Annotated in this window: 16 protein-coding genes; 5 read left to right on the top strand and 11 right to left on the bottom strand. The window is 48.7% G+C overall.

The features are described 5' to 3' along the window. Position 1: 1 nt before the first annotated feature. On the bottom strand, positions 2–736 hold the full coding sequence (gene nagB, locus K0036_RS01230; protein WP_025645968.1) for a glucosamine-6-phosphate deaminase: 735 nt from the start codon (positions 734–736) through the stop codon (positions 2–4). 35 nt (positions 737–771) lie between these two features. After that, positions 772–1,428: a carbohydrate-binding family 9-like protein gene (locus K0036_RS01225; RefSeq protein ID WP_256184108.1), complete on the bottom strand. Its 657-nt coding sequence runs from the start codon at positions 1,426–1,428 to the stop codon at positions 772–774. Between the two features lie 203 nt (positions 1,429–1,631). On the opposite strand from K0036_RS01225, the gene gnpA reads away from it, so the two are divergent. Continuing rightward, complete coding sequence (gnpA, locus tag K0036_RS01220; RefSeq protein ID WP_220430521.1) at positions 1,632–3,812, top strand: 1,3-beta-galactosyl-N-acetylhexosamine phosphorylase; 2,181 nt, start codon at positions 1,632–1,634, stop codon at positions 3,810–3,812. Positions 3,813–4,147: 335 nt separating this feature from the next. Here gnpA and K0036_RS01215 read toward each other — a convergent pair whose 3' ends face one another. The 8 genes from K0036_RS01215 to K0036_RS01175 form a co-directional block, all read right to left on the bottom strand. Beyond that, a complete protein-coding gene (locus K0036_RS01215) occupies positions 4,148–4,954 on the bottom strand; it encodes an MBL fold metallo-hydrolase (RefSeq protein ID WP_220430520.1) in 807 nt (268 codons plus the stop codon). After that, entirely contained in the window at positions 4,951–5,844 is an 894-nt protein-coding gene (locus tag K0036_RS18915) for a hypothetical protein (protein ID WP_259283361.1), read from the bottom strand. Before K0036_RS18915 ends, K0036_RS01215 begins: the two co-directional genes overlap by 4 nt. Positions 5,845–6,043: 199 nt before the next feature. After that, positions 6,044–6,310 carry a 30S ribosomal protein S18 gene (rpsR, locus tag K0036_RS01200; RefSeq protein ID WP_004607925.1) on the bottom strand — a complete coding sequence of 89 codons (267 nt, stop codon included), beginning with the start codon at positions 6,308–6,310 and terminating at the stop codon, positions 6,044–6,046. A 57-nt stretch (positions 6,311–6,367) separates the two neighbouring features. Then, the gene (locus K0036_RS01195) at positions 6,368–6,823 is read right to left on the bottom strand and encodes a single-stranded DNA-binding protein (RefSeq protein ID WP_025645978.1); all 456 of its coding nucleotides are present in this window, start codon (positions 6,821–6,823) and stop codon (positions 6,368–6,370) included. 21 nt (positions 6,824–6,844) lie between these two features. Then, on the bottom strand, positions 6,845–7,132 hold the full coding sequence (gene rpsF / locus K0036_RS01190; protein WP_025645979.1) for a 30S ribosomal protein S6: 288 nt from the start codon (positions 7,130–7,132) through the stop codon (positions 6,845–6,847). Between the two features lie 130 nt (positions 7,133–7,262). After that, positions 7,263–7,457 carry a DUF951 domain-containing protein gene (locus tag K0036_RS01185; RefSeq protein WP_004607928.1) on the bottom strand — a complete coding sequence of 65 codons (195 nt, stop codon included), beginning with the start codon at positions 7,455–7,457 and terminating at the stop codon, positions 7,263–7,265. Beyond that, on the bottom strand, positions 7,454–8,377 hold the full coding sequence (srtB, locus tag K0036_RS01180; protein ID WP_220430519.1) for a class B sortase: 924 nt from the start codon (positions 8,375–8,377) through the stop codon (positions 7,454–7,456). Before srtB ends, K0036_RS01185 begins: the two co-directional genes overlap by 4 nt. 18 nt (positions 8,378–8,395) lie before the next feature. Beyond that, on the bottom strand, positions 8,396–9,679 hold the full coding sequence (locus tag K0036_RS01175) for a serine dehydratase subunit alpha family protein (protein ID WP_173694306.1): 1,284 nt from the start codon (positions 9,677–9,679) through the stop codon (positions 8,396–8,398). A 190-nt stretch (positions 9,680–9,869) separates the two neighbouring features. On the opposite strand from K0036_RS01175, the gene K0036_RS01170 reads away from it, so the two are divergent. The 4 genes from K0036_RS01170 to bilS are packed head-to-tail and all read left to right on the top strand — an operon-like array spanning position 9,870 to position 12,569. Beyond that, positions 9,870–10,265 (top strand): hypothetical protein, encoded by a 396-nt coding sequence (locus K0036_RS01170; protein ID WP_025645985.1) that lies wholly within the window; start codon positions 9,870–9,872, stop codon positions 10,263–10,265. Between the two features lie 12 nt (positions 10,266–10,277). After that, positions 10,278–11,219 (top strand): DUF5685 family protein, encoded by a 942-nt coding sequence (locus tag K0036_RS01165; protein WP_220430518.1) that lies wholly within the window; start codon positions 10,278–10,280, stop codon positions 11,217–11,219. Between the two features lie 3 nt (positions 11,220–11,222). Next, a complete protein-coding gene (locus tag K0036_RS01160; protein ID WP_220430517.1) occupies positions 11,223–11,987 on the top strand; it encodes a J domain-containing protein in 765 nt (254 codons plus the stop codon). A gap of 57 nt (positions 11,988–12,044) precedes the next feature. Further along, positions 12,045–12,569, top strand: coding sequence for a flavodoxin family protein BilS (bilS, locus tag K0036_RS01155; protein ID WP_220430516.1), 525 nt, complete (start codon positions 12,045–12,047; stop codon positions 12,567–12,569). Positions 12,570–12,654: 85 nt separating this feature from the next. On the opposite strand, the gene K0036_RS01150 is transcribed toward bilS, so the two are convergent. Beyond that, entirely contained in the window at positions 12,655–13,371 is a 717-nt protein-coding gene (locus K0036_RS01150; protein WP_025645991.1) for an amidohydrolase family protein, read from the bottom strand. Between the last annotated feature and the right edge of the window lie 6 nt (positions 13,372–13,377).

The following is a 13,377-nucleotide window of genomic DNA, read 5'->3' as shown; positions in this document are numbered from 1 at the left end:
CTTATTCCTGAGGCACTTTGGACAAAGCCGCAGCGTCCGCCACCAGCGTAACATCCTGATGCATCTGAAGGATGGATGCAGGAACCTGTGGGGTAACCGGTCCAAAGAAGGCTTTTGCCACAATGTCAGCCTTATCTTCTCCGCTCACTACCACCAGGATCTTCTTTGCCTGCATGATCGTGCCGATTCCCATGGTGTATGCCTGCCTCGGCACATCGTCCGCGGAAGCGAAGAATCTTTTGTTCGCCTCGATGGTGCTCTCCTGCAGATCTACGCAGTGGGTAACTTTGTCAAATTCATCTGCCGGCTCATTGAATCCGATATGACCGTTGTGGCCAAGTCCCAGAAGCTGGAGGTCTACCCCGCCAAGAGACTGGATCAGCGCTTCATATCTTGCGCATTCCTTATCGCTGTCTGGCTCTGTGCCATCCGGAAGATGCGTATTAGCCGGATCGATATTTACCTTGTCAAACAGATTTTCGTGCATAAAATAATAGTAACTCTGATCATTGGTTCTTGGAAGTCCCTTATATTCGTCCAGATTCACAGATTTCACGGCTGAGAAGTCCAGATCCCCGTTCTTGCACCATTCCACCAGCTGCTGGTATGCTCCGATAGGCGTAGAGCCTGTTGCCAGCCCTAATACGCAATCCGGCTTCATAATAACCTGGGCAGAGATAAGATTCGCTGCCTTTCTGCTCATATCCTGATAATCTGCTGCTTTGATGATTCTCATAATACATCCTCCTTGACATACATATTTATATTGATTTACTTGTTCTTTCGTTTACGGCCCTGCCTCTTGACAATCTCCGCCATGGCAAAGAATTCTGGCAGATGGAAGCTTGGGATCGTCGTCTTGATCGGCGAATAGGAAGCATAATGCTCGATCTCCTTTGCCTCGGATATCTTATAAAAGTTGCAGGTAAAGGTGCTTCCCGCCTGCAGATGAAGTGGTCCGTATATCTTCTCCAGAATATCTATTCCGATCCGGAAACGGATCGTCCACCGGTCTTCCAGTATCTGAGCCTCGCACGCAAAGCCTTTTAATTCCTCTTTGGTAAAGCAAGTCCGGTAGGTCCGGTCTTTTCCATATGCAGCCAGCAGCGCCCCATTGGCATTCGCTTCAAAATTCAAATAAGTTGCAAGGCCGCTCCTCTCTTTCTCTGACTCAAACATGAAAAACGCTTCCATCGCGCTGTCCCTGTATACCGGATCCAAATCGTTTTCATAAGCACGCAGAGGGTCCTTCTCCTCGCATACCATCTTGATATAGAAGCCATCTCCCGGAACAAATCCCATGTATCCGTATGTAGCCGGTATTTCCTTCGTCCCCCACAGAAGACACTCCACATGAAACGGTGATAACTCCTCCAACTCCTTGGCGCTATTAATTACCTCGACCTTCATAGACAATACCCTTGCCAACTCCTTTTCCTTATTTTATTTTTGTTAACTTCTGCCATTTGCCCGCTGTCCGCTAATTATAATATACCAAAAAACGCTGGCAAAAACAAGATTGTGCAAATGTGAACTCACAAAAGTACAAAAAAAGTCAACAATCGTGCTATTGAAATCCTGGGCAGTATTGCATATACTCAGAGATAGATATTTATAAAAGGAGGAGAATTATGTCAAAGACAAAAGGAAGAGTAACCTTGCCAAGCGAGTCAAATTTTCTGGAAGAGACAAAGGAAATGCTTGACCGTTGGGGTGCCGATGCCCTCAGGGACAGCGACGGCACGAAGCTTGATGATGAAATTAAGTCTTTGGATGCAAAGATATATACAACCTATTTTGTAGCCAGGGGGCACAATGAGTTTGCGAAAGAACACATGGATGAGTGCCAGCAGATGCTTCTGATGTCCAAGCACAATCTTGCGACATCCAATTCTGTTACCATTGATTTCCTGGACGGGTATTACCGCGAGCAGGTGATCGCCGACTATGTACACGACCCGAAGAAATGGTGGGAGGTAATCGACCGTACCACAGGAGATGTCGTACCGGCATCCGACTGGTCCGTTGACCAGGAGAAGGATCTTGTCACGATCGGGAAGGCTGTGCCGTTCCATGAATACACGGTGTCCTTCTTCGTATATGCCATCTGGGATCCCACACAGATGTATAACCATATCACCAATGACTGGGGAGACAAGCCTCATGACATCCCCTTTGATGTACGCCAGGCAAATTCCGGGGCATTTGCCAAAGACTACTTGAAGCAGTGGCTGATTGACAACCCGGATACCGATGTCGTGCGGTTCACCACCTTCTTCTATCACTTTACGCTGGTATTCGGCGCCGACCGGAAGGAAAAGTTCGTAGACTGGTTTGGCTATGGCGCTACCGTATCCATCAAGGCGCTGGAAGAGTTCGAGCAGGAGTATGGCTATGCGCTGAGGCCGGAGGATATCGTGGATAATGGCTATTACAACTCCACCTTCCGTGTGCCCACCAAAGCCTACCGCCAGTATATGGATTTCATCCAGAGATTCGTTGCCAGAAAGGCAAAAGAACTGGTTGACCTCACCCACGAGGCGGGGAGAGAGGCTATGATGTTCCTGGGAGACAACTGGATCGGAACCGAGCCTTATGGGCCGTATTTTGAAAGCATCGGGCTTGACGCCGTAGTCGGAAGCGTAGGCGGCGGCGCCACCTTGCGTCTCATCTCCGATATTCCAGGAGTAAAATATACAGAAGGACGCTTCCTTCCATATTTCTTCCCGGATACCTTCTACGAGGGCAACGACCCCTGCATCGAAGCCATCGACAACTGGCTCAGCGCAAGGCGTGCCCTGATGCGCAACCCGGTAGACAGAATCGGATACGGCGGCTATTTAAGCCTGGCTTATAAATTCCCGAAATTCGTGGATTATATTGAGAAAGTAACGGATGAATTCCGCCTGATCTACGACAACGTAAAGGGCAAAAAGCCTTACTGCGGACTGAAAGTAGCCATCCTCAACTCCTGGGGGAAACTGCGCTCCTGGCAGGCCTACATGGTGGCTCATGCGCTGTGGTACAAGCAGACCTACTCTTACTTTGGAATTCTGGAATCCTTAAGCGGCGCTGCCGTTGACGTCGTATTCCTGAGTTTCGACGATATCCGCGAAAACGGCGTGCCTGCCGATGTGGACGTCATCATCAACGCCGGCGATGCGGGCACTGCCTTCTCCGGCGGGGAGGAGTGGCTGGATGAAACACTGGTTACCGCCATCCGCAAATGGGTATACGAAGGCGGCGGCTTTATTGGCGTAGGGGAGCCAACTGCCGTACACCACGGCGGGCGCTTCTTCCAGCTGGCCGATATCCTGGGCGTTGACAAGGAACTGGGCTATACCCTCTCCACAGACAAGTATTTCACCAAGGCGCTAGACAGCCACTTCATCACCGAAGACCGCACCGCTTGCTGCGAATTCGGAGAAGTAAAGCACGATATCTACGCCCTGTCCGCAGACACGGAAATCATCGAATACTCCAACAACGAAGTCCACATGGCGGCCAACGCTTACGGAAAAGGCCGCGGCGTATACATCTCCGGACTTCCATACAGTTACGCGAACACACGCCTTCTCATGAGAGCCATGTACTATGCGGCGCACAAAGAAGACGCCTTCCACGTATGGTACGCAGATAACCTGAACTGCGAGGTCAACGCGTATCCAGAAAGCGGCAAATACGCGATTCTGAATAACTCCAACGAGACACAGACCACAAAATTCTACGACGGCGATGGCAACTGCGAGACAGTAACCCTGGAGCCCTGCGAGATACGGTGGAAAAGGGAAAAGGGGAAAAGTAACACGTAACAGTTTTCACATTTACACGTAACAAAATGCAAAAGTGTTACGTGTAAACCCTACACAACTGGTGCGTAAAACTGACTTAATCCCCATGTCAGATTGAAAATTATCCGTTGCAAAACGTTACTAGGTATTAGTAAAAATTAAAGGACAACTAAAAAGGCGATATATCTGGAATCCTAACATTCGCTTCTTGATATATCGCCTTTTCGTTAACTATTTTCTTTTTAACACACCACTTTTTTCATTCTTACACAGGAGTTCTTGCGATTTTACACACCAGTTGTGTAGGAAGGACACGTAACACTTTTGCATTTTGTTACGTGTAAATGTGAAAACTGTTACGTGCATATTATAAACTCTTCCATATCATCCGGGACGTACAGGTTTCCATGGTAATACTCCCGCCCTTCTGCTGTGTAGAGTTCTTTTCTCTCTTTCAAATGGGTCTCTTCCGTGTGATAGAGTAAAAGATTCGGAACTCCCAGTTCTTCTGCCAACTGGCAGGCTTCTTTTACGGTGCTATGATGTTTTTCATATGGCTTGAACTTATCTGCCTCTGAATACAGGCAGAAGGCCTCGTGCAAAAGCCAACTGCTGCCTTTCACATATTCGTAATTCACTTCGTTATAAGGCTCATCTCCCACGCAGGTGAATTTTTCGCCATTTTTAAGTTTCATAGTAAATCCAAATTGTTTTGCTTTTGTGGACGCAATATCGAAAAAGGTTACGGGACATCCCATGATTTGCCGCTGCTCGCCGGATTCCACTATATCGAACTGGATTCTCTCTCCCATATGCTTGCACACTTTTTTCTGGATAGTCAGACTGGCGATCGTCTGTATCTTTTCCGCCAATTCCTCATGACAGTATATCCTCAGGTCCCCTTCATATCTGCCCTGGTTCATGCGCTGTCCGATCATGCGGATCAGCCAGATCACTCCCAGCACATGGTCAATATGCTCGTGGGTGACGAAAATATCATGAATATCTTCCAATTCAATTCCAGCGTCCTTCAGCAATTTCAGAATCCTGTTACCGCCCCCCGCATCCACAAGAAAATGTTCCTCCTTATCAGATAGAACGAAACAGGTATTATAGCACTCCGATACTGCAGCATTTCCAGTCCCTAATATTGTCAGTTTCATAGTCCAAACTCTCCATTCTCTAAATCTTCTTTTGTAGTCTCCAGATAACTTTCCGGGAAATCCTGGATCTTTTCACAATCCTCCCCCATCCGTATAGAGATTACTGCATGCGACTCCTGGCCCGAATCAAATGTACGCCACGACTCGCATTTTACAAGGTTGCCTTCCGCCTTTTTAATCCACCAGATGTCCGTAAAATTTACGTTTTTATCCTGGTATAAATAGGAGCCTTCTACCTCGATTTTCTGATTCTCGTTATCTTCTTCCTTGTCGCCTTCTTCCAAATCCTTCCGGTAGTTTATCTTCTTATACTTCACATTGGCATCATCTTTATACAGCGCATCCGGCAGGCAGGCTATCTCCTCATAGTTTATCCCCACATCCTTTGATGGCATTCTATACCAAACGGTACTTTCCTCCATAGCCTGAAAATAATAATATCCATCCTCCGTGTAGAAAACCAGATCCTTTTGCTCCTCGCCCTCTTCTTGCTGCTCATAGCGAACGACTCCTGCGCCTTTATCAATGCTAACTCTCGATACGATAATGGCCGCCGAGTCACTGCCGTCCTCCCCGCCTTTCTTCCCAGCGGATAGAAACTCAACCTGTTCCCGGCTTTCATAACTCTTCTGATTTTCCTCCAGGTACTGCCGGGCCGCTTCATCCAAAATCTTCTTTAAATCCTTTCCCTGCATCTTCTCATCTTCCAATTCAGCGTAATCCGAATCAGAGCGTACTAAGTCAGAATGCGCAGAGTCAGGCTGCGCAGAATCCACGCGGCCACAGCCCGCCAGCGAAACGCCCGCGCACAAGGCTGTCAAAAGCACTGCAAACACTTTTACTCCCATAAATAGTCTCGCCTTCAGAAGCATCCACCACCTTTCAGCCATTTCGCCATCCAGCGGCTATCCTTTGCCTGTCAAGTTCTTCACCGGTGGCAGTATGCTTTCTTCCAAGGCTCGCGGACAGCTGCTTTTATCTTGCCTGCTTTTATCTTTCCTATTATCATACACCCAAACGCCATACAACGCAAAAAGGATGTCCCTCGTCGGGACATCCTCAACACTCTCTCATAGTAACAGTCTATCATTAGTCCTGTACGTATGGCATCAGAGCAACGTGGCGTGCTCTTTTGATTGCTACAGTAAGCGCTCTCTGGTGCTTAGCGCAGTTTCCGGTAATTCTTCTAGGAAGAATCTTACCTCTTTCAGAGATGTATTTTCTTAACTTTGCTACATCCTTGTAGTCAATCTCGTTATTCTCTTTGCCACAGAATACGCAAACTTTTTTTCTTCTGCGTCCGCCGCCTCTTCTCTTGAAGCCGCCTTCCGGACGATTTCCTTTATCGTAAGCCATTGCACAATTCTCCTTTCATAATCTGATGAGATTCTGCCTTGCTTTACTTAGCAGAACCTAATTAAACGGTAATTCTTCATCAATTCCATCTGGAATATTCATGAAGCCGTCACCTGCGTCAGATGCTGGTGCTGGTGCCGGTGTGGGAGCCGCTGCACGGAATCCGCCTGCGTTAGCATCGCTTACAGCCTTGCTTTCTGCAAATTCCTGGTCTTCGACTACGACATCGGTGGTATATACCTTCTGTCCGTCTTTGTTCGTATAACTTCCCGTCTGGATACGTCCGGTTACGATAACCTTCAGGCCCTGGCGAAAATACTTCTCTGCAAATTCCCCGCTTTTTCCGAATGCCACGCATCCGATAAAGTCTGCTGTCTGGTCTCCGTCGTTGCCCCGTCTGAATCTGCGGTCAACAGCCAGCGTATATCTGGCAATTGCCATTGGATTATCTCCCTGCGAATATCTTACTTCAGGATCTCTTGTCAAGCGTCCCATCAAAATTACTTTATTCATATAATTACCTCTACTTCCTGCTTATGCTTCCTGTCTAACGCATAAATATCTGAGCACGTTGTCCATAATGCGGATTCTCTGTTCGATCTCGCCTGGAACATCAGCTTCAGATTCGAAGTGGATGAAATAGTAATATGCTTCTTTCATCTTCTGAATTTCGTAAGCCAATCTCTTCTTACCCCATTCATCGACGTCAGAGATCTTGCCACCGAAACGTTCAACTAATGCTTTAACTTTTTCGATAACCTGTGCTCTCTCGTCATCTTCGATTTTTGCACTGACAACAACTGCTAATTCATATTTGTTCATGTCGTCTTGCACCTCCTTCTGGTCTTTTGGCCCCCGCTCATCTTGTGTGGGAGCAAGGATATCCGCTGGCTAAAGCCTACGGATGTTAATGTATCACAAGTTAATATGATAGCATAATTCGGTGCTTGTTTCAAGACTTTTTCTTTAAATCCTTAGTATTTTTTTCCACCAGTCTGCGGGCGATCATAATCTGGTGCCCGCACCCTGTACATTTCAGCCGGAAGTCCGCTCCGACCCTTAGGATTTCCCAGTCCTTGCTCCCGCAAGGGTGTGGTTTTTTCATGGTTACGATGTCCCCTACCTCATAGATATACCCATTTTTCATTGCTCCTTCAGATTCACCTCTTTTTCTTTTACTCCCCGTACCACGAAGCGGTGATTGTCGCTGGCGCTGGTACAGGTGGACAGAGTCACGATGGCGCTCTGCGCATTCAGTTCCATCCCTGTATCATACAGGGACGCTTCTTTCGTCATATTCAGGAACGACTGGTAGGCCTCCTCCGACTCAAAGGACGTAAGATAGGTATCTGAAGTATCCTCTACCTGTCCTGCTGAATAAATATGATACGTAATCTCCCTGCCATCTGGCGTATAGATATAAAAATATGGATTGCTTTCCCAGAAAGACTTTTCTTCATAATCCTGCAAATGCCGGAACATGGAGCCATCCTTCATGCGATGTCCGTAGATGATGGTATTCTTGTCCATAAAGTCCGCGTTGTTATCGACATTCAGGAAGATTGCCCCAAGAGTATTCTCATTTGCCGAAAATGTCTTCTTCAAATATTCGCTGTTATCCTTTCCTTTTACGATCGGATAACTGATCTGGGACGGCTCCGGATGGAATCTTATCCACCCGATGGTATCTGGATTCATCTTCATCAGCTCGTCAAAATTGACGCTGAACTGATCTTCCCCATCGCTCTTCTTTTCTTCCACCGCAAGTTTCCGGACTTTGTCATATTCGCTTCTGCCGTCATGATAGCCCTTCAGGATCTTGAAGAGCTGGAACGCCGAAAAGCAGAATACGGCAAGCGCGACTACCAATATGATCGTAGAGAAAATCCCTGCTTTCTTCTTCTTTTTCTTTCTTCCTCTATGATACCGTTTATCCCGGATGTCCCTTCCCCGGCCTTCATCATTTCTCATGCGGTCTACGCTGCTGCTATTTTTGCCGCTCTTATTACCGCCGTTATTGTTTCTACTGCTATTATTATTGCTTCCGTGCTTCTTGTCTTCCTTCATGCCAACCCTCTCGCTCGTTTACTTCTGTTCCATAATTTCCACGATCGTCTTTTCCGTCTGCACCATTCCCGGAGACGCGATAAGTCCCATATTCCTCATGGTATCCTCCGGGGTACGCCCGTTGATTCCATGGATGTCCTCAATGCATACGCCATCCATCGCCATGTCTGCCGCACGAAACGCCGCGTCTACCGCCACGATTCCTTTCATGGTGCACCCATGGTTCCCGCCGTCGCAGATCATGCCCGTAAGGCCGCTTGCCATGTTCTGGATCACCATCGTGATCGCTTCCTCATCCGCGTTCCTCATGAACGCAAGCGCGCAGGCCATCCCTGTCCCTGCCGCGATCCCGCATCCGCAGAATGCGGACAGTTTCCCGGAATATTCCTTGATATACATGGTAATCAGGTAACTTAAGGCGGCGGCCCGAAGAAGAATGTCGTCATCCACTACTTCGTAGTTCACCTGATAATAGGCAAACAGCGGCATCGTCGCAATAATTCCATGAGCCCCGCTTCCGGTAATACTCATGGCCGGACGGCTAAGTCCCAGCACCCGTGCCTCGATGGCGCCGTTACACAGCAGCTGGGCGGTGCTTTTAGCATCCTCGGAGATAATCTTGTGCCCGTTCTCCTTCAGAAGCTGCCGTGTGATCGTTGTCCGGTCTGACTGGATGCCTTCTTCCAGCAGATCCATATTCATGGAAAATGCCTCCCGGATAAAGTCTATCTCGGATACCGGAACCTCCCTGACATATTGAAGGAGTTCCTTCAAGGTATAGCGGTGGATCGCAGGCACCTCATCTTCCGCCTGGGCTTCAGATGCACGACCCGCATCCGCCTGATATATAATCTCGTTATTCTTTTCTATCGAAACAATATTGGTGTGGCTATGGCGGATATGTACCGTGCAGGAGTCTGTCTCCGTCTCCACCGTGGCATCTATTGTAATCTCGGATCCAATATGATCCAGCACCACTTCCACCTTATGGTCATCCACCATCTTTGAAGCCTTCTCATCATCCTCCGGCGTAATATCCGCAAGCGATTCCAGTCCCTTAGCCGCGTCGGCCGCCACTGCCCCAAGCGCTGCGGCATACAGATTGCCAAACCGGGACGAATTCGGAATTCCACAGGTAAATGCGTTCTTATACATGCCGGAATTCAATGCCACATGAACCTTCTTCACTTCGCCGTTCACATGGGATTTTGCGCTCGCCACCGCATAGGCAATGGCCCCCGGCTCCGTCACTCCAAGCGCCGGCTTCATATCTTCTTTAATCAACCTGGTTAATTCTCTCATGGATGCTCCCTGCCTTTCCTGAACCTGGCAAACATACCCGCACACGCAGGCAATACCTGTCGGTATTATATCATATTTATATAAAATATGGGAATGCAGCCTCAAAAACTTTATATATTTTTAATCGGCAGTTTATTGACTTATGGGCGCGATAGCGTATGATTGTAAATATATTAGGAAGGTGATTATTTTGAAAGAAAAACTGATTCGTTTTATGTATGGAAGATATGGGATGGATTCCCTGGGGAAATTCACGATCATCGCAGGCTTGATCGTCATGTTGATCGCGGGCTGGAAGAATAGCTTTATCCTTTCCCTGGTAGCCTGGTTCTGCATTATATACGCATATTTCCGCATGTTTTCCCGGAACATCTACAAGCGTTCCTCCGAGAACCAATGGTATTTGAATAAGACCTACAAGCTCCGCTGCTTCTTCGCCCGCCAGAAAAATATGATGGCCCAGCGCAAGACGCACCACATCTACAAATGTCCTACCTGCCGGCAGAAGATCCGCGTGCCGAAAGGAAAAGGCCGTATAGAGATCCGCTGCCCCAAATGTAATACCACATTCATCAAGAACAGCTAGCGGGGAATTCTTATGTTTGGATATATTGCAATCAATAAAGCCGAGATGAAATTCAAAGACTATGATATGTACCATTCGTACTATTGTGGTCTTTGCAAATGTCTGAAAGAATGTTATGGTATAAGAGGTCAGATGACTTTATCCTTTGACATGACATTTCTCATCGTACTTCTCACCGGCCTCTACGAGCCGCAGACCCAGCGGGAGGTCGTAAACTGCATAGCCCATCCATTCGAAAAGCATGTTGCGCGGACCAATCATTTTACCGATTACGCCGCTGCCGTCAACATTGTCCTTACTTATTATAAATGCAAGGATGATTGGGACGACGAGCGCAGCAGGAAGGGGTATATGGCGGCAAGAATGCTGAAGCCGAAAGTGGAAGCCATTCGCGGCAGATATCCGGAAAAGGTAGCCGGCATCGCTTCCAATCTGAAGCGCCTTTCGTCTCTGGAGCAGGAAAATGAGCAGAATATCGACCTGATGGCCGGACTGTTTGGCAATATTATGGCGGAGATCTTTGCATGGCAGCCCGACGAATGGGAGGCCTCTCTTCGCAAGATCGGATTCTTCCTGGGCAAATTCATCTATCTGATGGATGCCTATGAAGATGTAGAAAAAGATATCGCATCGGGAAGTTACAATCCTCTGAAAGAAGCGTTCGTAAATGACAGCGACTTTGCCGGAAACTGCCGGGGACTGCTGACACTTATGATGGCAGAGTGTTCCAGGGAATTCGAAAAGCTGCCAATTCTTCTGCATGCGGAGATCCTGCGAAACGTCTTATATTCCGGCGTCTGGTGCCGCTATACGGCAGTTACCGCCAAGCGGCAGGAATCCAGCGAAAGCGCAGATACTGGCTGCAATGACGCAGAGAATGTGACAGGTTCTGGCAGCAGCAGTCCAAAGGACACAGCCGACTCTGACCGCGACAATTCAGATACAGGAGTATAAATTATGATAGATCCCTACAGCGTCTTAGGCATCCCAAGAAGCGCCTCAGACGAAGAAATAAAAAAGGCATACAGAAACCTGAGCAGAAAATACCATCCGGACGCCAACATCAACAATCCGAATAAGGACCAGGCGGAGGCCAAGTTCAAGGAAATCCAGCAGGCATACCAGCAGATCATGCACGAGCGGGAATACGGAACAGCCGACAGCAGCTATTCATCCGGCGGCTATGGCACTTCCGGCGGATACGGCTCATCCGGCGGCTATGGCCCGTTCGGGGACTTTGGCGGATTTGGAGGATTCGGCGACTTCGGCACCTTCCGCGGCTTCCGGGGCCAATACCAGCAGGCTGGCCCAAACCCTACGGAAAATGAAGAGGACCTCCATATGCGTGCCGCGGCCAACTTTATCAACAGCGGACACTATCAGGAAGCATTGAATCTATTAAACGGCATGTCCGGGCGCAATGCCCAGTGGTATTATTACAGTGCCCTTGCCAACTCAGGGCTTGGCAATAATGTGATTGCCCTCCAGCACGCCAAAGAGGCGCTTCGTCTGGACCCGGACAACATACAGTATCAGATGCTGGTAAACCGCTTTGAGAGCGGCGGAACCTGGTACCAGCAGCAGCAAGGCCCTTACCAGACCACATTTACCGGCGGGAGCAGCTGGTGCATGAAGCTGTGCATCGCCAACATCGTATGCAACCTGTGCTGCGGCGGAAGCGGCCTATGCTGCGGTGGCGGAGCCCCCGGAGGATATATATAATCATGAGACAGTCCTGATCAGGAACGCTGCCTCTTAAGAAAGCGAGGTATGATTGATATGTTAGATTATTTAGTTCTTTATCAGAGCGAGACCGGTAACACCAAGAAAATAGCCGCGACTATCTTCTCGCACCTTCCCGGCAACTCCAAAGACCTGATTGACATTACCACCGATAAGCCTATCCCGGAAGCCGAGGTCTATTTCATCGGATTCTGCGTGCACCGGGGAACCTGCAGCATGGCGGTCAGCGACTTTATCAATGACTTAAGCGGCAAGCAGATCGCTCTTTTCGGCACCTGCGGAATGGGAAACGCGCCGGAATATTATAAGGCGATCGAGAACAGCGTCAGCGCCTGGATCGAGACGGACAACGATTATCTGGGCTCCTTCATTTGCCAGGGCAAGATGCCCCAGAAGGTACGCCAGAAATACGAATCCATGAAAAATGACCAGAACGCCGGCCAGATGGACATGTATATCCATAATTTCGACGAGGCCATCACCCATCCCGACAGCCTGGATGTAGAACACGCCAAAGTATTCGTAGAAAAAGTACTTAAGAAACTGGAAAGCCAGCCATAGATTTCAGGCCGGCCAGGATACCAACTTGCCCCTCCCCCGCTGAAAATGCAGGGAAGGGGCTGTTTCATCTTTTCCTTAATCTGTATTACTCTTTCCTCAGAAGACTCAGCACCGTTCCTCCCATGATCTTATCAAATTCCTCCGCGTTTTTCGCATAGCGGCGGATCTTGTTGAACTCCCATTCATAATCGCAGAACGGCCCGTCCGTTCCCCAGATCACCTTGTCTCCGCCTAGCTTCTGAATCACTTTGCTGGTCTCGAATCCCGGTACTCTGGAAGTTTCCAGGTACAGGTTGTCATTCTCCATGGCTACCTCGATAGCAAGCTCCCACTCCCAGAAGAAGCCGCAATGCGCCATGATCAACGGTACCTTCGGGAATCTCCTGGCCATCCGGTCGAATTCCAGCGGACAGTTATAGAGATCCGCCGAGCCATGCACGATCACCACCGCGTCATAGGCCTGGGCAATCTCGAAGATCGGGTTCACCAGCTTCTTATTGCTGAGCGGGAATCCGCACAGCGTAGGGTGCAGCTTCACCCCTTTGAATCCTTTTTGGAAGCAGTTCTCCAGATCGTCCAGTGCCTCCTGCCCGTTCCAAGGATTTACCGCGCAGAACGGAATCAGCCGGTCCGGATTTTCATTCACGTAATCCATGATCTCGTCATTGTTAAAGTATCCTTCCGTAAACGGAAATATGATGGTCTTGTCTACCTTCATGGTATCCATCCGGTTCACTACATCCTGGCCGCTCCAGACCGCGGCCCCTTTTCCTACATGCGAATGTGCATCTACTTTCAGCATCCGTCA

This window comes from [Clostridium] scindens (assembly GCF_019597925.1).
GTDB lineage: Bacteria > Bacillota > Clostridia > Lachnospirales > Lachnospiraceae > Clostridium_AP.
This window is presented reverse-complemented; position numbering and strand designations above follow the sequence as displayed.